The organism is Hymenobacter edaphi (assembly GCF_003258365.1).
Classification (GTDB): Bacteria; Bacteroidota; Bacteroidia; order Cytophagales; family Hymenobacteraceae; genus Solirubrum; species Solirubrum edaphi.
This window is the reverse complement of sequence record NZ_QHKM01000004.1, coordinates 388,196-408,370: the sequence shown is the minus strand read 5'-3', so window position 1 is coordinate 408,370 and position 20,175 is coordinate 388,196. Positions and strand designations below refer to the sequence as shown.

General features: G+C 67.2%; 15 protein-coding genes. 9 read left to right on the top strand and 6 right to left on the bottom strand.

All coding sequences use genetic code 11. The features are described 5' to 3' along the window. Positions 1 to 28: 28 nt before the first annotated feature. The 4 genes from DLM85_RS14990 (at position 29) to DLM85_RS14975 (ending at position 3,057) form a co-directional block, all read left to right on the top strand. A complete protein-coding gene (locus DLM85_RS14990; RefSeq protein ID WP_111478918.1) occupies positions 29 to 550 on the top strand; it encodes a ferritin in 522 nt (173 codons plus the stop codon). A gap of 100 nt (positions 551 to 650) precedes the next feature. Continuing rightward, a complete protein-coding gene (locus DLM85_RS14985; protein ID WP_111478917.1) occupies positions 651 to 1,085 on the top strand; it encodes a hypothetical protein in 435 nt (144 codons plus the stop codon). An 83-nt stretch (positions 1,086 to 1,168) separates the two neighbouring features. Then, the gene (locus tag DLM85_RS25510; protein ID WP_165822150.1) at positions 1,169 to 2,095 is read left to right on the top strand and encodes a pseudouridine synthase; all 927 of its coding nucleotides are present in this window, start codon (positions 1,169 to 1,171) and stop codon (positions 2,093 to 2,095) included. An 8-nt stretch (positions 2,096 to 2,103) separates the two neighbouring features. Beyond that, positions 2,104 to 3,057, top strand: a complete 954-nt coding sequence (locus DLM85_RS14975) for an alpha/beta hydrolase (RefSeq protein WP_207891033.1) — start codon at positions 2,104 to 2,106, stop codon at positions 3,055 to 3,057. A gap of 66 nt (positions 3,058 to 3,123) precedes the next feature. Here the strand turns inward: DLM85_RS14975 and DLM85_RS14970 are convergent, their stop codons facing one another. Continuing rightward, positions 3,124 to 3,492 carry a DUF4260 domain-containing protein gene (locus DLM85_RS14970; protein WP_111478915.1) on the bottom strand — a complete coding sequence of 123 codons (369 nt, stop codon included), beginning with the start codon at positions 3,490 to 3,492 and terminating at the stop codon, positions 3,124 to 3,126. A 98-nt stretch (positions 3,493 to 3,590) separates the two neighbouring features. Then, complete coding sequence (locus DLM85_RS14965; RefSeq protein WP_111478914.1) at positions 3,591 to 4,175, bottom strand: Crp/Fnr family transcriptional regulator; 585 nt, start codon at positions 4,173 to 4,175, stop codon at positions 3,591 to 3,593. A 351-nt stretch (positions 4,176 to 4,526) separates the two neighbouring features. Between DLM85_RS14965 and dnaK the strand changes: the two genes are divergently transcribed. Then, entirely contained in the window at positions 4,527 to 6,485 is a 1,959-nt protein-coding gene (gene dnaK, locus DLM85_RS14960; RefSeq protein WP_111478913.1) for a molecular chaperone DnaK, read from the top strand. Between the two features lie 64 nt (positions 6,486 to 6,549). Here dnaK and DLM85_RS14955 read toward each other — a convergent pair whose 3' ends face one another. After that, positions 6,550 to 7,257, bottom strand: coding sequence for a hypothetical protein (locus DLM85_RS14955; protein WP_165822149.1), 708 nt, complete (start codon positions 7,255 to 7,257; stop codon positions 6,550 to 6,552). Positions 7,258 to 7,366: 109 nt separating this feature from the next. Next, on the bottom strand, positions 7,367 to 8,047 hold the full coding sequence (locus tag DLM85_RS14950) for a hypothetical protein (RefSeq protein ID WP_133257076.1): 681 nt from the start codon (positions 8,045 to 8,047) through the stop codon (positions 7,367 to 7,369). 287 nt (positions 8,048 to 8,334) lie between these two features. Here DLM85_RS14950 and DLM85_RS14945 point away from each other — a divergent pair, with 287 nt between their 5' ends. Further along, positions 8,335 to 9,477 (top strand): FAD-dependent monooxygenase, encoded by a 1,143-nt coding sequence (locus DLM85_RS14945; protein ID WP_111478910.1) that lies wholly within the window; start codon positions 8,335 to 8,337, stop codon positions 9,475 to 9,477. Positions 9,478 to 9,620: 143 nt separating this feature from the next. Beyond that, the gene (locus tag DLM85_RS14940; protein WP_111478909.1) at positions 9,621 to 15,299 is read left to right on the top strand and encodes a reprolysin-like metallopeptidase; all 5,679 of its coding nucleotides are present in this window, start codon (positions 9,621 to 9,623) and stop codon (positions 15,297 to 15,299) included. A 314-nt stretch (positions 15,300 to 15,613) separates the two neighbouring features. On the opposite strand, the gene DLM85_RS14935 is transcribed toward DLM85_RS14940, so the two are convergent. Together DLM85_RS14935 and purE are read right to left on the bottom strand one after the other, a co-directional pair. Then, positions 15,614 to 16,807 (bottom strand): endonuclease/exonuclease/phosphatase family protein, encoded by a 1,194-nt coding sequence (locus tag DLM85_RS14935; protein WP_111478908.1) that lies wholly within the window; start codon positions 16,805 to 16,807, stop codon positions 15,614 to 15,616. Between the two features lie 129 nt (positions 16,808 to 16,936). Beyond that, positions 16,937 to 17,482, bottom strand: coding sequence for a 5-(carboxyamino)imidazole ribonucleotide mutase (purE, locus tag DLM85_RS14930; protein ID WP_111478907.1), 546 nt, complete (start codon positions 17,480 to 17,482; stop codon positions 16,937 to 16,939). Between the two features lie 138 nt (positions 17,483 to 17,620). Here purE and DLM85_RS14925 point away from each other — a divergent pair, with 138 nt between their 5' ends. Then, on the top strand, positions 17,621 to 18,238 hold the full coding sequence (locus tag DLM85_RS14925) for a MarC family protein (protein WP_111479118.1): 618 nt from the start codon (positions 17,621 to 17,623) through the stop codon (positions 18,236 to 18,238). A 626-nt stretch (positions 18,239 to 18,864) separates the two neighbouring features. After that, a complete protein-coding gene (gene hemE, locus DLM85_RS14915; protein WP_111479117.1) occupies positions 18,865 to 19,914 on the top strand; it encodes a uroporphyrinogen decarboxylase in 1,050 nt (349 codons plus the stop codon). The last annotated feature ends 261 nt before the right edge of the window (positions 19,915 to 20,175 follow it).

Below are 20,175 nucleotides of genomic sequence, written 5' to 3'. Positions count from 1 at the left end.
GGCTCCACCGCTTTCCACCCCCTTCGCCATGCTCAAACAGTCCGTTCAGGAAGCACTCAACAACCAAATTGCCATGGAGGCCCGCTCCTCCCAGGCTTACCTGGCCATGGCCTCCTGGGCCGAAGTGCAGCCCGGCCTGGACGGCGTGACCGACTTTTTTTACCAGCAGAGCGACGAAGAGCGGGTACACATGCTCAAGCTGATTCGCTACGTCAACGAGCGGGGCGGCTTTGCGCTGGTGCCGGCGCTGCCCCAGCCCGTCGTCACGTTTCAGTCCCTCAAGCGGGTGTTCGAGGACTTTCTGAAGCACGAAATTGCCGTGTCGGAAAGCATCAATGAGCTGGTGGGCCTCACGCTGCAGGAGCGCGACTTTGCCACCCACAACTTCCTGCAGTGGTACGTATCGGAGCAGCTGGAGGAAGAAGCCCTGGCCCGCACCCTCAACGACAAGCTGGAGCTGATTGGCGACGACAAAGGCGGCATTTACCTGTTCGACAAAGACATCATGCTGTTCCGCGGGCACTCGGCGGCCGAAGCCCCCAAAAACTGATGGCCGCGCCGGGCCCCGAGCGCCCGGCTTTGGCAGCCCGCCCGTTGCCTGCACCGCCGGCTTGTTTCCTAGCCCACCCGCTCCTGCCCACGCCGCACTTATGGATTACCCCACCGCCCTCGAACAGCTCCTGCGCCACGCGGGCCTGAGCAAGCACAAGCCCGCCGCCGAGGACTTTCAGTACGCGCTCTACCTCATCAGCGACAAAAAAGCCTTCCGCCCGGTGCAGCCCCTGGCCGACAATGTGCTGGCCGCACTGGAAGCAGTAAATCAACACCTGAACGGCGCCACGCCGGCTGATACGGACGACGCGGCCAAAGCTGCGGCGCTGGACCGCCCGCTGGTGTACGCCCTGAACAGCCTGCTCACCACGGGCCGAAAATATGCCGCCTGGATGGCCGCCGAGTCCGGTTTTGCCCCGGCCGACGTGGCCGAAATGCAGCGGGCCGTGCAGGCTATCGAATTAGGGTGGAACTTTGTGCTGGCCGGCGACTCCAATTCCATCCGGAAGGACGTCGACACCTGGCTTGATTAGCGGCGCCGCGTAGCACCGCCCCCAAACCCGGCTTCGGCCGTTATTCCCCGCCGGGCGCCCCCTTGCGCCCCTACCCCGCTCCCATGCGCTACCTGCTCGTCAACAAGCCCTTCGAAGTCCTGCCCCAGTTTACCGACGAGGCCGGCCGCGCCACCCTCAAGCAGTTCGTGCAGGTGCCCGAGGTCTACCCCGTCGGCCGCCTCGACTACGACTCCGAGGGCCTGATGCTGCTCACCGACGACAAGCAGCTGCAGCACCGGCTGGCCGAGCCGCGCTACAAGGTGCCCAAAACCTACTGGGTGCAGGTGGAAGGCGAGCCGACCGAGGAAGCCCTGGAGCAGCTGCGCCGCGGCGTGCAGATCAAGGACGGCTTCACCTCGCCCGCCGACGTGGAGCTGCTGCCCGGGCCGCCTGCCGGCCTCTGGGAACGAAGCAAGCCCGTGCGCTTCCGCGCCGCCATTCCCACCAGCTGGCTGGCGCTGACCATTTCGGAGGGCATGAACCGGCAGGTGCGCAAAATGACCGCCGTGGTGGGCTTTCCTACCCTGCGCCTGGTGCGCGCCGGCCTTGCCTCGCTCACGCTCGGCAAGCTGGAGCCCGGCCAGTGGCGCGAGCTGACCTCGGCCGAAGTGCAGGAGCTGAAAAGCCTGACGGCCGCCGCGCTGCCCGGCGAAGTTGCCCCCGCCCGCAAGAAGCCTACGGTGAAGTACGACCCCAACTACGAGCAGAAAGTGGCCGCCGAAAAAGCCGCCCGCGCCCGCCGCGCCGCCGAACGAGCGGCTTCCGGCCGGGGCCCCAAAAGCGGCGGCCGCTCGGGAGGCCGCTCGGCCGCTGCTGCCTCGGGCGGTGGCCGCCCCGGCGGCAGCCCGGCCGGCAGCGCCCCGCGCAGCGGCAAGCCCACCGGCAGCGCGGGCACGCCGCGGGCGGGTGGTAAAACCGGGGATGCCGGCCGCCCCGCCTCCGGTCGGCCCTCGTCGCCCGCAGGCCGCACGCCCCGCCGCGGCAAATGAAGTCCGCTGTGAAGCGCCGCCGATTGGGCCTGCGGCTGTTGCTGGCGGGCCTGCTGCTCCTGTTGCTGGCCAATGTCGTCGCGTTCAACCACGCCTGGCGCTTCACGCACTTCTCCGCCGAGCCGGGCACGCACACGGCCAACCCCGAGCAGCTCTCCGCGGCCGATAAGCTGTGGGTGCTGACTACGGGCATCAAGAACCCCAAGCCCCGCAACGGCAAGACGCCCGCGTTTTTCTTCCAGACGGTCAGTATCAGCAGCCCCAACGGCCGGCTGGAAAGCTGGTACAGCCCCGTGGAAGAGGCCCACGGCACGGTGGCGCTGTTTCACGGCTACGCCTCTGACAAATCCAGGCTGCTCACCGAAGCGGCTTACTTCCGCCAGCTTGGCTACTCGGTACTGCTCACCGACTTTGCGGGCAACGGCAACTCGGCGGGCTACCGCACCACCGTGGGCTACCGCGAAGCCGACGACGTGGCCGCCGTGGTGCAGTGGCTGCGCGAGCGGCAGCCCGAAGCGCGGCTGGTGCTCTACGGCGTGAGCATGGGCGCCGTGGCCATCCTGCGCGCGGAAAGCGAGCTGGGCGTGCAGGCCGAGGCCAACATCGTGGAGTGCCCCTACGGCAGCATGCTGCAAACGGCCGAAAACCGCTTCCACTCCATGGGCGTGCCCGCTTTTCCGATGGCCAACCTGTTGGTGTTCTGGGGCGGCGTGCAAAACGACTTCTGGGCCTACGACCTGTCCGCCGCAGCCTACGCCCGCCAGGTCAAGGTGCCGACCCTGCTCCTATGGGGCACCGCCGACCCGCGCGTCACCCGCGCAGAAACCGATGCCATCTACGCGGCCCTGGCCGGCCCCAAGCAGCGCCGCGACTTTCCCGGCAGCGGCCACGAGCCTTACTGGCGCCGGCACCAAGCTGCCTGGCAAAGCGCCATCTGGGAGTTTCTGCGCCAGCCCGAATAGAACCACATAGGCTGTTCCGGGCTTCTGCGGGTTCCGACGGCCCACCAGAAAATCCGCGTCCAACACTTAGGCTACCGGCCGTTCGGCGCGGCCGATGCGGCCCAGGTGCGTATGCTGAAAACCCGTAGGATACTTCAGCCCGTAGCCCAGCAGGCGGTCGAAGGCGGCGTGGGCGAGCAGCACGGCGCCGGCTAATAGCAGTACCGGAATGCTGAGCAGCCAGCCGGCCACTCCGCAGGCTACGGCCAGGGCCTTGTGGTGAAACAGGTTGTAGCTCACGGCGCCAACGCGCGGCCCGGCCAGATAGCCCAGGGCGCTCAAATCGGGCAGCAGAAAGGTGGCCGGCAATACCCACCAGGCGAAGGGCAGGTAAGCGAATACGACCACGGCCAGGAGCAGTTCGGCCAGTTCTTCGATTTTCAGCAGGGTTTTCATGGCGTCGTTGGGGTGTTGGTGCGTGATACACGGTACACTCCAAAGGTCCGCCCGACCGCCGGCCGCCGACGATAACAAAAGCTAAGAAACGCGCCGCCCTACCCGCCCCGCGCCACCCGGGCCCGGATACGGCTCAGCGACACCGGCGTAACGCCCAGATAATTGGCCACCAGGTGCTGCGGAATACGCTCCAGAATCTTGGTTTTCCCCGACACCAGCAGGGCCCGGTACCGCTCCTCGGGCGACAGCAGCAGCTGCTCGGTCAGGCGGGCGTCGGTGCCGAGCAGGTGGTACTCGGCCACGAGGCGGCCGAACCGCTCGTACACCGGAAACTGGTCGTAGAGCCCGCGCAGCACGGCGTAATCGAATACCAGCAGCTCGGCCTCGGTCAGAGCCTGAATGCTGAGCTGGCTGGGCCGGCCCGTCAGGCAGCCGGGGTAGTCGGCCAGCAGGTGGTTCTCGAAGAAAAAGTAGGTGGTGCGCTCCTCGCCGTCGGGCCGCGGGTAGTACAGGCGCAGCGCTCCGCTGAGTACCAGCGCCAAGGCGGGCCGGTGCTGCCCCGCCTGCACAAAGTGGGCGCCCCGGGCCAGTTGCTCCGTGCGGAGCGCGGCGGCCAGCGGGGCCCACTCCTGCTCGGTGAGGCCCGGCACGAAACGGAGCAGATACGCGCGCAGTGGATTCATACGGCAAACATAAGCGGCGCCTGGGGCCGGAGGACGGGACATCGTCTGCCGCTGCGCCTTCCGCGGGCCCGCTGCGGGCTAACGTCGCCGGCCCGGCTGCCCGGCCGCCTGCCAACGCTGTCAGCCAGACCCAGCCGAAAAACCGACCGAATCCGGAATATCTGTCGGCCGGCGTCCTGCGTACAACCTCATCCGGCATAAAACCGCCCGGCGCGGCGGCCGTACGGTGACATTGTGGCAGCCAAAAAGTCAATTTCCGGCCTTGGTACGCTGCTTGTAATCAGCCCCGCAGCTGCCCCGAGCGGGGCGGCGCTGAACTAAGACATCTTCACCCTACTCACCACCATAACAATGGGAAAAATTATCGGTATTGACCTCGGCACGACCAACTCGTGCGTGGCCGTGATGGAAGGCAACGAGCCGGTTGTAATTCCGAACAGCGAAGGCCGCCGCACGACGCCGTCGATTGTGGCTTTCCTCGATAACGGTAAAGGCGAGCGTAAAGTGGGCGACCCCGCGAAGCGTCAGGCCATTACCAACCCCACCAATACCATTGCCTCGATCAAGCGCTTCATGGGCCGCCGCTTCACCGAAGCGTCCGGCGAAGCCGGGCACGTGGCCTACAAAGTAACGCCCGGCACCAACGACACCGCCGTGGTGCAGATCGGCGACCGGCAGTACACCCCGCAGGAAATTTCGGCGATGGTGCTGCAGAAAATGAAGCAAACGGCGGAGGACTACCTCGGCCAGCCCGTCACCGAAGCCGTTATTACGGTACCGGCTTACTTCAACGACGCCCAGCGCCAGGCTACCAAGGAAGCCGGCGCCATTGCGGGCCTCGACGTGAAGCGCATCATCAACGAGCCCACGGCCGCGGCCCTGGCCTACGGCCTCGATAAAGACCACTCCAACCACAAAGTCGCCGTGTACGACCTCGGCGGTGGCACCTTCGATATTTCGATTCTGGAGCTGGACAACGGCGTGTTCGAAGTGCTCAGCACCAACGGCGACACCCACCTGGGCGGCGACGACTTCGACCAGGTTATCATTAACTTCCTGGCCGAGACTTTCTCCAACGAGAACGAAGGCCTGGACCTGCGCAAGGACCCGATGGCCCTGCAGCGCCTGAAGGAAGCCGCCGAAAAGGCCAAGATTGAGCTGTCGTCGTCGAACGAGACGGAAGTCAACCTGCCCTACATCACCGCTACCGCCTCGGGCCCCAAGCACCTGGTGGTAAAAATCAGCCGCGCCAAGTTCGAGCAGCTGGCCGATTCGCTGATCCGCCGCTCGATGGAACCCTGCAAAAAAGCCCTGCAGGACGCTGGCCTCTCCGCCGCCGACATCAACGACGTAATCCTGGTGGGCGGCTCGACGCGCATTCCGCGCATCCAGGAGGAAGTAGAGAAGTTCTTCGGCAAGAAGCCCTCGAAGGGCGTGAACCCCGACGAAGTGGTGGCCGTGGGCGCGGCCATCCAGGGCGGCGTGCTCACCGGTGAGGTGAAGGACGTGCTGCTGCTGGACGTGACCCCGCTGAGCCTCGGCATCGAGACGATGGGCGGCGTGATGACCAAGCTCATCGAGTCGAACACGACCATCCCGACCAAGAAATCGGAAACCTTCTCCACGGCTTCGGACAACCAGCCCTCGGTGGAAATCCACGTGCTGCAGGGCGAGCGGCCGCTGGCTTCGCAGAACCGCACCATCGGCAAGTTCCACCTCGACTCGATTCCGCCCGCACCGCGCGGCGTGCCGCAGATCGAAGTAATCTTTGACATCGACGCCAACGGCATCCTGCACGTGACGGCCAAGGACAAAGGCACCGGTAAGGAGCAGAAAATCCGCATCGAAGCCTCGTCGGGCCTCTCCGACGCCGACATCGAACGGATGCGCCAGGAAGCCCAGTCGAACGCCGAAGCGGACAAAGCTGAGCGGGAGCGAATCGAGAAGCTGAACCAGGCCGACTCGATGATCTTCCAGACCGAGAAGCAGCTGAAAGAGTACGGCGAGAAGCTGAGCGCCGGCAACAAAACGGCCATCGAATCGGCCCTGGCCGATCTGCGCTCGGCCCACGAGAGCAAGGACGCCGCCCGCATTGACGCGGCCATGACGGCCATCAACGCGGCCTGGCAGGCAGCCTCGCAGGAAATGTACGCCCAGGGCGGCCCCGAAGGTCAGCCCCAGGGCTACCCCGGCGGCGACGGTGGCTTCCAGGGCGGCCAGCCCGGCGGCAACGGCCAGCAGGGCCAGCCCGGCGCCGGCCACGACAACGTGACCGACGTGGACTACGAAGAAGTGGACGGCCAGAAGTAATTCGGTCCGTTTCGATAAGTAAAAAGGCCCCACAGCTAACGCTGCGGGGCCTTTTTTTTGCGGCTTAGTCGAAGAAACCCGGCGGCAGCCAGGCGGGTATGGTTTTGCGCAGGTTGACATCTTCCAGGTGCAGCTGGGGCACGTCGACGGCGCGAGTGACCGGTTTTTCCATGGTGGTAAACCAGCGGCCCCGGCCCCGGCGCACGATTTGCTGCCCGGTCAGGAAATACGTCGTGGCGCTGACGAATCTTGCCTCGGCCCGGTTGAGGCAGCTGTAGTCCTCCATCACCAGGCGGACGCGGCCGGTAGCGCTTTCGTAGCGGTAGTGCTGCGTTTGCGTCAGCCGCTGGTTGGTGCCGAATATGTGCTTGACCAGGACGTCGCCCCGTTCCAGGCTCACGCCGGGCGTTCCGACCTGGGACGAGTCCCGGGCAAGGCACTTGGTGCAATACAAAGCCCCCACGCCCACCCCCACGCGCTGAAGCGCCCCGTTTGGCTCAGCCAGAATGATCAGCAATGCCCGGTGGCGGTTGCTGTCTTCGCCGCCGTCCTGGCTGACGTCCCCGGATTTCTCGACCAGCACCAACACCGAATCGGGCTGCTGGTCGCCGTTCAGGTCGCCGCCGATACGACTGTCGATGCGCCAGCCGGCGGGCACAAACGCGGCGGTCTGCCGGGCGTTGGCAGGTAGTTGGGAGATAGATATGATCTGGCTTTTGCGGCTTTGGGCCGCCACCGCGCCGCTGAGCAGCGGCAAGAGTCCAATGAGCAACCCGGCAGCTCGCATAGCATTCCTAAGATACGCTGCCGGCCGCTCACAACAAAGGCCGGAGCGTCGCCCCGGCCTTGTGCTTGCTATGTGAGCAGATGGAATGGCACCGTTACAGATTCAGGCTGGCCACGTTCACGTCCTCCAAGAAGCGCGGCGCGGTGGGCACTTTCGCGTCTTTGCGCGTCACCAGCTGCTTGGCGCCGTTCGGGTCCGCGGGGTCGGCGGTGATGTGCTCGGTTTGCTGCTGGCCGGTGAGGTAGTCGGTGCGCTTGTAGGTGGTGTCGAGCTTGAGGCGGCTGCTCTGCATCACGCTCTCGCCCACGAGGCGCACCCGGCCGGCCTCGAAGCGGTAGCGCTGCGTCACGTCCAGGGTCTGCGCCACGCCCGAGAGGTGGCGCACCGAGAGGGTGCCTTTGGTGATGGTCAGGTCGGGGGCGGCGGTGCGGTCGGAGTTGAAGCAGCCGGTGCAGTAGAGGGCCGTGCCGGAGGCAGCCACGCGGCGCAGCTGCCCGCTGGGCTCGTTGAGAAGCACCACCAGGGCCCGCTCACGCCGGGCTTCGGGGGCCGAGGCGCTGGGGCGCTCCACCAGCATCAGCACCGGGTCGGGGCGGTTGTCGCCGTTCAGGTCGCCGTTGATCTGCTTTTCGAGCAGCCAGCCGGTGGGCACGAAGGCCGCCGTGCGCACGGCCGTGGCCGGCACCATCTCGGGTTTGAAGACCGGGCCGGGCTCCGGGGCGGGCGTGCTCAGGCCGGCCAGGCCGATCAGCAAGGGGGTGAATAGAAAAGTCATATTTCTGCGCTACTTCAGGTAAACCTACTCGCTCCAAACTCAGGGCTACTAGGCTTTAGTTCAATTCCGCTCATCCCTATTTGAGAGGCAGCTTTCCCTATCTGGGAATCGAAGCGGCCGCCGCGGCTGGGCCGCTTGCCGCCGCCAAAGTAGGCCCGGCGCGGGGGCGTTGGTGCCCGCCTCCCCCGATCATGTGGTAGGCGGGGCGGCAGCGGCTGCGTAAGTTGCGGCCGGATTGGCGCTGCCCCACATCATTGGGCGAGGGTGGCGCCCAACGGCGTTACCGCATGGACTTTCTCATCATCGGCGCGGGCATCGGAGGCCTGGCCACGGCCCTGGCCCTGCGCCAGCTCGGCCACCAGGTACGGGTATACGAAGCGGCCGTCGAGCTGCGCGAAATCGGGGCGGGCGTGGTGCTGGGCGCCAACGCCATGCGCGCCCTCGACCGCCTGGGCGTGCACGCGGCAGTGCGCGCGGCCGGCTACCCCGTCACCAGCATCGGCCTGCTCGACGAGCGGGGCCGGGTGCTCAACGACGTGGACACCCGCGCCTTCACCGCGCCGCTGGGCTACGACAACCTCGCCATTCACCGCGCCGACCTGCAGCGCCTGCTGCTGCAGCAGCTGCCGGCCGGGGTGCTGCATTTGGGCAAGGCCCTCACGCGCTTCGAGGAGCACGCGGCGGGCGTCACGGCCTACTTCGCCGACGGCACCGCCGCCAGCGCGCCCTACCTGCTGGCCGCCGACGGCATCCGCTCGGGGGTGCGCCGGCAGCTGCTCCCCGCGGCGCGGCCGCGCTACGCGGGCTACACCTGCTGGCGTGGCATCACCGAGGCGGCGGCGCTGGGACTGCCGCCGGGGCGCAGCACCGAAAGCTGGGGCCGCGCCGGGCGCTTCGGCGTGGTGCCGCTGGCCAACGGGCAGGTGTACTGGTTTGCCTGCGTGAGCAGCGCCCTAGCCCAAAACCCCGCGTACCGCGCCTGGCGCCTGCCCGAGCTGCGCCGCCACTTCGCCGGCTTCCACGGGCCCATACCGGAACTGCTGGCCCTGACGACCGACGAGCAGGTTATCTGGGGCGACATCGTGGACCTGGCCCCGCTGCCGCGCTTCGACTTCGGCCGCGTGCTCCTGCTCGGCGACGCGGCCCACGCCACCACGCCCAACATGGGGCAGGGCGCCGGGCAGGCCGTGGAAGACGCCGCCATGCTGGCCCGCTGCCTGCAGGAGCACCCCGCCGACGGGGCCGCGGCCTTTCGCCAGTTCGACGAGCGACGCCGGCCGCGCACCACGCGCATCGTGCGGCAGTCGTGGCAGCTGGGCCGGGTGGCGCAGCTGCGTCACCCGCTGCTGGTGGGCCTGCGCAACGCGGTGATGCGCCGCCTGCCGGCCGCGGTGAACCAGCGGCAGATGGCCTTCCTCTACGCCGAATAAGCGGCCGGGCGCCGCGCCGCACGAAGCCACCGCCCGCCGGCCGGGCCGGTACTGGATTATTTTTTTATCCGCTCGTCTTTTTCCGGTCTCCAACCCTGAATTTTGTCCATACTTTCCCACCTTTTCTTCTCACTTGCAGTCATATGTATAAACTCTACTTCCGGGCGGCGGCTTGCTGCGTAGCCCTGGGCGTCGCACTCACGGGCGGCGCGCAGGCGCAACGACGAGCTGCGGCCTATTTTCAGGACGACGCCACGGCCGGCCGCTCGGCCCTGGGGGCGGCCCTGCAGCACAGCCGGCCGCTGACGCTGAACGTGGCCGGCCTGCGGGCCGCCCTGGCCACGGCCCCCGCCGAAACCCAGCCCGGCGCGGCCCCGCTCACCCTGGCCCTGCCCCTGCCCGACGGCACGACCGGCCGCTTTGCGGTGACGGAAACGGCGGTGATGGCCCCGGCCCTGGCGGCCCAGTTTCCGCAGATCAAAACCTACCGCGGCGTGGGCCTCGACGAGGCCGCGGCCACCGTGCGCCTGGATATGACGCCCCAGGGCTTCCACGCCCAGATTCTGTCGCCGACGGCGGGCACCATCTACATTGATCCGGCCACGCGCGGGGACCAGCAGCACGTGCTGAGCTTTTTCCGCCGCGACATGAACCGGGCGGCGGCCGGCGCGGTGCCGGTATGCCAGTTTCAGCCCACGGCCGCCGAGCTGGCCGCCAGCCAGATGCGGCGCATCGCGGCCGGCGGCAGCCAGCACCGCACGCTGATTGCCACGGGCCCCACGCTGCGCACCTACCGGCTGGCCGTGGCCGCCACCGGCGAGTACACCACGTTTCACGGCGGCACGGTGGCGCTGGCCCAGGCCGCCATCGTGACGACGGTGAACCGGGTGGTGGGCGTGTACGAGAAGGAGCTGGCCGTGCGCCTGCAGCTGGTGGGCACCAACAGCCAGATTATCTACACCAACACCGGCTCTGACCCGTACACCAACGGCAACCCGAACGCGATGATCGGCGAGGCGCAGAGCAACATCACCACCGTCATTGGCACGAACAACTTCGATATCGGGCACGTGTTCGGCACCAACTCCGGCGGCCTGGCCGGCCTGGGCGTGGTGTGCAACGCCTCGAACAAGGCCCGCGGCGTGACCGGCAGCAGCGCCCCGGTGGCCGATGCCTTCGACATCGACTACGTGGCCCACGAAATGGGGCACCAGTTCGGCGGCAACCACACCTTCAACAGCGCCACCGGGCCCAACTGCGGCGCCAACAACGGCAACCCCAGCACGGCTTTCGAGCCCGGCTCGGGCAGCACCATCATGGCCTACGCGGGCATCTGCGCGCCGGATAACCTGCAAAACAACTCCGACCCGTACTTCCACACGGGCAGCTTCCAGGAAATTGCGACGTTCATCGCCTCCACGTCCTGCGGTACTTCCACGGCCACCGGCAACACCGCCCCGGTGGTGACCATTCCGGCCAGTCGGACGCTGCCCATCGGCACGCCCTTCCGCCTCACGGCCAGCGCCACCGACGCCAACAACGACGCGCTGACGTACTGCTGGGAGGAAATGGACCTGGGCCCGTACGCCACCCTTACCGCCGCGCAGGCGGCCAACAGCAACGTGCCGCTGTTTCGCTCGTTTCTGCCCGTCAGCTCGCCCACGCGCTACTTTCCGCGCCTGAGCGACATCATCAGCAACACCAGCAGCACCAGTGAGCGGCTGCCCACGGTAACGCGCACGCTCAGCTTCCGTTGCACCGCCCGCGACCAGCACAGCGGCCCGGCCGGCGTCATCGGCGGGGTGAACTACAGCGCCAACCTCAACCTGAGCGTGACCAGCGCGGCCGGCCCCTTCCTGGTGACGGCCCCGAACACGGCCCTGACCTGGACCGGCGGCTCGACGCAGACCGTGACTTGGATCGTGGCCGGCACCTCGGCCAACGGCGTGAACTGCGCCACGGTGAACATTCTGCTCTCGACCGACGGTGGCCTGACCTATCCCACCGCGCTGGCCAGCGGCGTAGCCAACGACGGTAGCCAGGCTGTTACGGTGCCCAGCGTGGCCACCACGACGGCCCGCATCATGGTGGCGGCGGCCGACAACTACTTCTTCGATATTTCCAACACCAACTTCACCATCACCGCCCCGGCCGCCTGCAACGCCCCGACCGACCTGAGCGTGGGCAGTGTCACGCAGACCACGGCTGCGGTGAGCTTTACGGCCAGCGCCTCGGCCACGGGCTACACGGTGACGACCACGCCGGCCAGCACCACGCAGACCGTCGCGGGCGGGCCCGTCACGCTCTCGGGCCTGACGCCGGGCACGGCCTACACCGTCAGCATCGTCTCGAACTGCGCCGGCGGCACCACCTCCACCGCCGCCACGGCCAGCTTCAGCACCACCGCGCCGCCTCCCTGCAACGCCCCCACCAACCTGGCGGCCAGCAGCATTACGGCCAGCTCGGCCGTCGTCAGCTTCACGCCGAACGGCACCTCCAGCAGCTACACGGTGACGACCTTCCCGGCCACCACCACGCAGACCGTCACGGCCTCGCCGGTGACGCTGACCGGGCTGACGGGCGCCACCAGCTACACGGTGAGCATTGTGGGCAACTGCGCCAACGGGGTAACCTCGGCGCCCGGCACGCTGACCTTCGCCACCCGCGTGCCCAACGACGAGTGCGCCACGGCCATCAACCTGGCCTCGGCCGTCAGTTGCTCGACGACCACCGGCACCGTGACGGGCGCCACCCAGTCGCAGGCTCCCTCCTCGTGCAGCGGGGCTACCAGCGCTTCGGCCCTGGACGTGTGGTATTCGTTTACGGCTACTGGGCCCACCCACACGGTAACGACCAACAGCGCCTTTGATGGCGTGCTGCAGGTGTTTTCGGGCAGCTGCGGCAGCCTCGCGTCCCTGGGCTGCCGCGACCTTAACTTCTCGGGCGGCGAAACCCTCACCGTCAACGGGCTCACGGCCGGCACGCGCTACTACATCCGTTACTATCCCTACGATACGGCCCCGGCTGATGGCAGCTTTACCATCTGCGTGACCGGCGCGGTGGCCCCGACGGCCGCCCCCGTGGTGCTGACGCCGGCCAACGGCAGCCTGACCAACAACAACCGGCCGCCCGTTACCGGCACCGCTCCGACCAGCACCACGGTAACGGTGTACGTGGACGGCAGCAGCATCGGCTCGACCACGGCCGACGCCAGCGGCAACTGGACCCTGACGCCGGCCGCCAGCCTGGCCGACGGCTCGCACACGGTGTACGCCACGGCGGCGGTGGGCGGCAACGTCAGCGCCAACAGCAACACCAACACCTTCACGGTAGACACGACCCCGCCCGCGGCGCCGGTGGTGGTGGTGCCCGCCAACGGCAGCCTGACCAACAACCCCACGCCCCTCTACGGCGGCTCGGCCGAAGCCGGCACGACCATTACCGTGGTCGTCGACGGCACGCCGGTAGGCACTGCTACGGCCGTACCGGGTGGTACCTGGGGGCTGGCCCAGCCCACGGCCCTGGCCAACGGCAGCCACACGGTGAAAGCCCGCGCGGCTGATGCGGCCGGCAACAGCAGCGTCGACAGCAACACCAACACGTTCATCGTCGATACCACGGCGCCGACGGCCACGCTCAGCTCCGCGGCGGGCGCCTCGGGCGGCTCGACGACCACGACGCCCCTGCCCTTCGCGGTAACGTTCAGCGAATCGGTAACGGGCTTTGCGGCCAGCGGCATCTCGGTGACCAACGGCACCGTCACCAGCGGCCCGACCGGTAGCGGCAGCGGTCCGTACACCTTCGCGGTGACGCCCACCACGGCGGGCACGGCCACGACGGTGCAAATCGGGGCCAACGCGGCGCAGGATGCGGCCGGCAACGGCAACGCGGCTTCCGCCTCGTACTCCCTCACCTACCTGGCCCCGGCTACGGCCACCACCTGGACCGGCGCCGCAAACACCGACTGGTACACGGCCGGCAACTGGACGGCCGGCGTGCCCACCGCCTTGCTCGACGCGACCGTGCCCGCCAGCGCCCCGCGGATGCCGCTCATCGGCTCGGGCACGGCCACGGCGCGGGGCCTGAGCCTCAACAGCGGCGCGACGCTAAGCCAGACCGGGGGCACGCTGGACGTGCGCGGCAACCTGACCAACAACGGTACCTTCCAGCCCTCCGGCGGCACCGTGGTGCTGGGCACGACGACGACGGCCAACATCCTGGGCAGCAGCGGCACCCGTTTCTGGAACCTGACGGTGGGGGCCAACGGCGCACAGTCGAGCACCTCGGCCAGCACCGCCGTGCGGGGCCTGCTCACGCTGAACGGCAACTTCGTCACCCAGGGCAACCCGCTCACGCTGGTGTCCGACGCGACGGCCACGGCCATGGTGGTCAACACCGGCAGCAACGTGGTGACGGGCAACCTGACGGTGCAGCGCTACATCGTGCCGGCCCTCAACCCGAACCGCGGCTACCGCCACGTTTCCGCGCCCGTCGGCACGGCCACGGTGAGCAGCCTGACCACCGCCGGCTTCAGCCCGGTGGTGAACCCGGCGTACAACGCCTCGGCCACCCCGGCCACGGTTTCGCCCTTCCCCACCGTGTTCGGCTACGACCAGAGCCGCCTGGCCACGACCAGCAACAACCTGTCGACCTTCGACAAGGGCTGGTACTCGCCCAGCGCCGGGAACGACCCGCTGAGCGTGGGCCAGGGTTACACCGTGAACCTGGCCGCGGACCAGACGCTGAGCTTTACCGGCCCGCAGAACAACGGCACCGTGCCGTTGGCGCTGAGCCGCAACAGCGGCGCCACGGCCGCCAGCGCGGGGCTGCACCTGGTGGGCAACCCCTACCCCTCGCCCCTGGACTGGAGCCTGGTAACGGCGGCCGACCGCCCCAACGTCGACGGCGTCATCTACGTGTTTGCCAGCAACAACCCGGCAAACCCCTACACCGGCTCCTACGGCTTCTACCAAGGCGGCTTCGGCAACATCAGCCCCGTGCTGCCACTGGGCCAGGGCTTCTTCGTGCGGGTGGCGGCGGGCCAGACCGCAGGCACGCTCACCCTTAGGAACAGCCACCGCCCGACCAGCTACTCAAACCCGACCTACCAGCGCACCACCGAAACGCGGCCCGCGGCGCACCTCACGCTCCGGCCCGCCGGCAGCCCCACCGGCGACGACGTGTTCGTGTACTTCGAGCAGGGCGCCACGGATGGCTTCGACGCGCGCTACGACGCCGAGAAACTGCCCAACCCCTCGGGCCTGAACCTTTCCACCAGCCTCTCGGCCACCCAGCGCCTGTGCATCGACGGGCGCCCCCCGCTGGGCACCAGCCCGCTGGTGGTGCCGCTGGCTGTGGGCGTGCCGGCCGTGGGCAGCTACACGCTCAGCGCCGCCGAACTGCTGAACCTGGCCGCGGTGCCCACCTACCTGCGCGACCTGCAGACCGGGGCCCTCATCGACCTCGCCCAGCAGCCCAGCTACTCGTTCACGGTGAGCAACGCCGCGGCCCTGATTACCGGCCGCTTCGAGCTGGTCTTCTCGCCGCAGCGGCCCCTGGCTACGGCCGCCGCCCACACGCTGCAGCTGAGCGTGTGGCCCAACCCCGTGGCCGGCCAGGCGCAGCTGAACCTGACGCTGAGCAAGGCGGCACCCGCCGCCACCGCTACGCTGCGCGACGTGGTGGGCCGTACGGTAGCCACGCAGGCCTTCAGCGGCGCCGGCACCAGCCTGCCCACTGCGGGCCTGGCCAAAGGCACTTACCTGCTGAGCGTGACGGTGCCGGGCCAGGCCACCGTCACCCGCCGCGTGGTGGTGGAATAACCGTCCCGCTTATCCGTGAAAAAGCCCCGTCGGAACGTTCCGATGGGGCTTTTTTTGTAGTCAAAGGTCCCACAGCCATTACATGGTGCCGCGGTCAATCCTGCTTTACCGGCCGGCTACCCCGCAACATACAACGCAGCTCCTCCGTTGCGCCCAGCAGCTGGTATTTGGTGGTCGGCAGAACGAGCTTGGTGCTCGGCAGGTCAGGGTTGTCGCCCGGCAGCAAAGAATTATTGCCCGGCATCAGCGGTTTAGGGGTCGGCAGACGCGGTTTGTTGCGCCGCAACCCGGCTTTGTCAGGCGGCGCCAACGCCTCACAGCCACAACGAACGGTTGGGGCGCACGCGGGTTACGTTGCGCACCGGCTCGGCCTTGGTTTCCTCGCGTTCCTCGGTCACTTCTTCCTGAAAGCCGTCCTTGATTTTTTCCAGGGCCTCGATGTGGTCCGATTCGTCGGCTTCTTCCAGGTTGGCCTCCTGCTCGTGCTTGTCGTGGGGCTCGTAGCTGAGCTTGATGTAGATGGGAAAGTGGTCGGAGCCCACGTAGGGCAGGCGCTGCATGTCGTCGACTTTGAAGTGCGGCGACACGAACACGTGGTCCAGGGGCCAGCGCAGCAGGCGGTAATCGGCGTGGAAGGTGGGCAGCAGGCCGCGGCCCACGCGCGGGTCCATCAGCCCGCTGATGCGCCGGAACAGCTCGGACGTGTGCGACCAGGCCACGTCGTTCATATCGCCGAACACGATGGTGGGCTCGTCCTTGCGGTCGATTTCCTTGCCCACCAGCAGCAGCTCGGCGTCGCGCTTTGTGCTGGTTTTGGCTTCCTGGGGCGCGGGCGGCTTGGGGTGCAGCCCGTACACGCGCAGGCGGGTGCCGTCGGGCATCTGCACGCGGGTGTGGATGCTGGGCACGTCGTCGTCGAGCAAATACTTGATGCGGCAGCCGATCAGCGGCAGGCGCGAGAAGAACAGCAGGCCGTAGGTGTTGTCGAGGGGCTCGTGGCAGGTGTAGGGGTGCGTCTGCTGCAGCGGGCGCAGCTGGTCCAGCCACCACGGGTCGGTTTCGACGGCCATGATGATGTCCGGGTCGGCTTCGCGGATAACCTGCAGGGCCCGGTCCGCGTGCTTGTTGTACTGCAGCACGTTCATCATCAGCAGGCTCACGTGGCCGCGGCTGCCCGCGGTGGCACTGTCGCCCACCTGCTTGCGCACCAGGGGAGTGTAGGGCAGAATGCGCGCGAGCTGGTAGACGATGGCCGCGCCCAGGGCCAGCACGAGGCCGCGCCCCAGCCAGGGGTAGGTCTGCCAGTGCCAGAAGTCGAGCAGCAGGGCGCCGGGCAGCACCACGGCCATCACGCCCACAATCTGCAGGCGCGGGAAGTCAAAGACGCGAATCCACCAGGCCGTGGCCCGGATCAGGGGCAGCAGCGTGGCCAGCAGGCCCGCCACGCCCAGCCCGACCACCAGGCCGGTAAGCAGCTGCGCGAGGGAAACGAAAAGCAAGGTTTGCACGGGCGGGAGGACGGGAGAGAGAAGGAGAATGTGGTGTTGTACTACGTCCCGCCGAGTTGGTTGCACCACGCGGCTGGATTACGTTTTGGCGTCCCGCCGAATTGCACCCTGCTCAGAATCGCCTGCCGGTTATATATCATCCAGTCCCCCCTTGCGCAGCTCATCCACGGTGCGCATCACCTTGTCGCGCAGGGCGGCGCGGTATTTTTCCAGGGCATCGGCGAGGCGGGCGTTGCTCAGGGCCAGCATCTGCACGGCCAGCACGGCCGCATTCGAGGCGTTGTCGAGGGCCACGGTGGCCACGGGTACGCCGGTGGGCATCTGCAGCATGGAGAGGATGGAATCGAGCCCGCCGATGCTGGTGGCCACGTTGATGGGCACCCCAATGACGGGCAGCGTGGTGAAAGCGGCTATCATGCCCGGCAGGTGGGCCGCCCCGCCCCCGCCGGCAATGATGACGCGCAGCCCGCGCTTGCGGGCCGATTCGGCGTAGTCGACGAGGCGGTGCGGGGTGCGGTGCGGCGACACCAGGGTGAGTTCGTAGGGCACCTGGAACTGGCGCAGCATTTCGGCCGCGGCGTTCATCACGCGCAGATCGGACTGCCCGCCCACGAGGATGCCGACGATGGGCGTGGGCGTATCGGGGGTAGTGTCGGCGGGAGGATTGGTCGTCATCGAAGCAAAAACAAGAAACGGGGGAAGCGGCGGGGCGTAGCCCGGCCGGCGGCACCGGGGCCGAGGCTAAACTTACTCAACTTCGGGCCCGCTCGTATGCGCCAGCCGCCTACCTTTAACCGGATTTTTGCCCGCTGCATGGAAATACTGCTCGCCACCTTCACCACCCTGTTTTCCGTCGTGAATCCCTTCGGGGCCATGCCGGTGTTCTTGACGCTGACCGAGCACGAAACCGCCGGCGAGCGGGCCCGCACCGCCCTGCGCGCCTGCACCTACATGGTGGCGGTGCTGGCCGTGTCGTTCTTTGCCGGGCGCTACATCCTCGACTTTTTCGGCATCAGTATCAACCACCTGCGCATTGCGGGCGGCATCCTGCTCATGCGCTCCGCCTTCGATTTGCTCACCCCGGGCGGCAACCGCGCCAAGGTGTCGGAGGCCACGCTGGAGGAAAGCATGCACAAGGACGACATCAGCTTCACCCCGCTGGCCATGCCCATGCTCTCGGGCCCGGGCTCCATGGCCGTGTGCATCGGCCTGTTTACCGAGCGCCTGAGCTACGGCGACATGGGCCTGATCGTGGCCGGCTTCGGGCTGGTGGCCGTGGCCAGCTACATCATCCTGTTCTCCTCGCTGCGCCTCACCCGCTTCCTGGGCCGCCCGGGCATGGCCGCGCTGGCGCGCATCATGGGCTTTATCACCCTGGCCATCGGCGTAAACTTCATCATGACGGCCATCAAGGCGCTGTTTCAGGGGTAGTTTTTGATTCAGCCGGCTTCGTGCATAGCCGCGTCGCTGGTGAGGTAGTATACCCAGTAACCCAGCCACCCAATGTATAAGAGGGCAAAGCAGCCGTTGCTAATGTCGCGCAGCCCGCGCGGCGGAAACCCACTTGCTAGAACGCTTGGCAAGTGCAACATGAGGCCGCCAAACGACAAGATCAGCCCGAAAAAGATAGCATCGTCGTTGAAATAATAACGTCCTATTGCTCCGTAATAATCCTTGTAAGGCGACCTAAAGACCGTCAGCAAGAGCAGGATTGTAGTCGACAACAGGTACTTAAGTGTCCGAAGAACCTTCGTCATAGTATTTGTGCGTTTTATGCGGTGCTATTTCCCGCGCTTACGATGCTGTAATATGGTGCGTCTAGCCGTAACGTGCTTCGCAAGCTGACGCCGTTTTGGCCGAAGGTGGGTACCGGCTACTTCCTGGTAGTTCCATCGGGTGCTGGCCGCAGGCTGAAGGCCTGCTCCGCTTTCGGCACCGGTTACGCCGTCTTCATCGGCTAAACCGGCGCCAGCTCCTGCGTTGAGGAACGAATCAGTGTCGTCAGCGAAACATCACCGCCATCCGTGGTCTATCTTTGCGGCCCGAAACCCACTGCGCTGATGCTGAAGAACGACCTGATCCTGCGTGCCGCCCGCGGCGAACAAACCGAACGTACGCCCGTGTGGCTCATGCGCCAGGCCGGCCGCATCCTGCCCGAGTACCGCGCCCTGCGCGCCCTTCTGAGCGGCTTCAAGGAACTGGTGGAAACGCCCGAGCTGGCCGCCGAAGTCACCATTCAGCCCATCGACGCGCTGGACGTGGACGCGGCCATCATCTTCTCGGACATCCTGGTGGTGCCCGAGGCCATGGGCCTGACCTACGAAATGGTGGAAGCCCGCGGCCCGCTGTTTCCCGAGACGGTAAAGTCGGCCGCCGACGTGGCGCGCCTGCGCGTGGCCGACCCCGAGGAGCACCTGGGCTACGTGCTGGAAGCCCTGCGCGTGACCAAGCGCGCCCTGAACGGCCGCGTGCCGCTGATCGGCTTTGCCGGCGCGCCCTGGACCATCCTGGCCTACATGGTGGAAGGTCACGGTTCCAAGACGTTCAGCAAGGCCCGCCGGATGCTGTTTCAGGAGCCGGAGCTGGCCCACGCCCTGCTGCGCAAAATCACCGATACCACCATTGCCTACCTGCGCGCCCAGGTGGAAGCCGGGGCCAACATGCTGCAGGTGTTCGACTCCTGGGCCGGCATTCTGAATCCGCAGCACTACCACACGTTCTCGGCCAGCTACATCGCCGAAATCTGCGCCGCCATGCCCGCCGACGTGCCCGTGACGGTGTTTGCCAAGGGCGCCTACTTCGCCCACGAGGACTTCGCCCGGCTGCCCTGCCGCACCATCGGGCTCGACTGGAACGAGGACCCGCGCAAGGTGCGCCCCTTGGTCGGCGACAAGACGCTGCAGGGCAACCTGGACCCCTGCGCCCTGTACGGCTCGCCGGACCAGGTACGCGCCGCCACCATCGAGATGCTGGAGCGGTTCGGGCCGCAGCGCCACATTGCCAACCTCGGCCACGGCGTGTACCCCGACACCGACCCGGACCGCGTGCGCGTGTTCATCGACACGGTGAAGGAGCACAGCCTGCGCATGCGCCAGGACGTGGGATAAGTTCGACTGCCCCGGCAGCCCGTCATCCTGGCGCAGGAACCGCCGGCCGACGTAGGCAAGGCCCTCCCTCCCATCCTGCACCAACGCAGAAGCGCAGCCACCAACGCCCAATCGTCCGGGCCTGGTGGCTGCGCTTTTATTGTTCTGCCGAGCTAGCGGCGGCCCATTGGCGTCAGCGGCGGTGCGGAGTTTGCGAAAAGAATACGTCGACCGGCGGTTCCTGCGCCGGGATGACGGGCTTTTTTGCCGCTGCTTTTGCGG

Excerpts from the sequence above, each read along its gene's own strand:
- DLM85_RS14990 (WP_111478918.1), top strand. The coding sequence starts at position 29 with ATGCTCAAACAGTCCGTTCAGGAAGCACTCAACAACCAAATTGCCATG.
- DLM85_RS14985 (WP_111478917.1), top strand. The coding sequence starts at position 651 with ATGGATTACCCCACCGCCCTCGAACAGCTCCTGCGCCACGCGGGCCTG.
- DLM85_RS25510 (WP_165822150.1), top strand. The coding sequence starts at position 1,169 with ATGCGCTACCTGCTCGTCAACAAGCCCTTCGAAGTCCTGCCCCAGTTT.
- DLM85_RS14970 (WP_111478915.1), bottom strand. The coding sequence starts at position 3,492 with ATGAAAACCCTGCTGAAAATCGAAGAACTGGCCGAACTGCTCCTGGCC.
- DLM85_RS14965 (WP_111478914.1), bottom strand. The coding sequence starts at position 4,175 with ATGAATCCACTGCGCGCGTATCTGCTCCGTTTCGTGCCGGGCCTCACC.
- dnaK (WP_111478913.1), top strand. The coding sequence starts at position 4,527 with ATGGGAAAAATTATCGGTATTGACCTCGGCACGACCAACTCGTGCGTG.
- DLM85_RS14950 (WP_133257076.1), bottom strand. The coding sequence starts at position 8,047 with ATGACTTTTCTATTCACCCCCTTGCTGATCGGCCTGGCCGGCCTGAGC.
- DLM85_RS14945 (WP_111478910.1), top strand. The coding sequence starts at position 8,335 with ATGGACTTTCTCATCATCGGCGCGGGCATCGGAGGCCTGGCCACGGCC.
- DLM85_RS14940 (WP_111478909.1), top strand. The coding sequence starts at position 9,621 with ATGTATAAACTCTACTTCCGGGCGGCGGCTTGCTGCGTAGCCCTGGGC.
- purE (WP_111478907.1), bottom strand. The coding sequence starts at position 17,482 with ATGACGACCAATCCTCCCGCCGACACTACCCCCGATACGCCCACGCCC.
- DLM85_RS14925 (WP_111479118.1), top strand. The coding sequence starts at position 17,621 with ATGGAAATACTGCTCGCCACCTTCACCACCCTGTTTTCCGTCGTGAAT.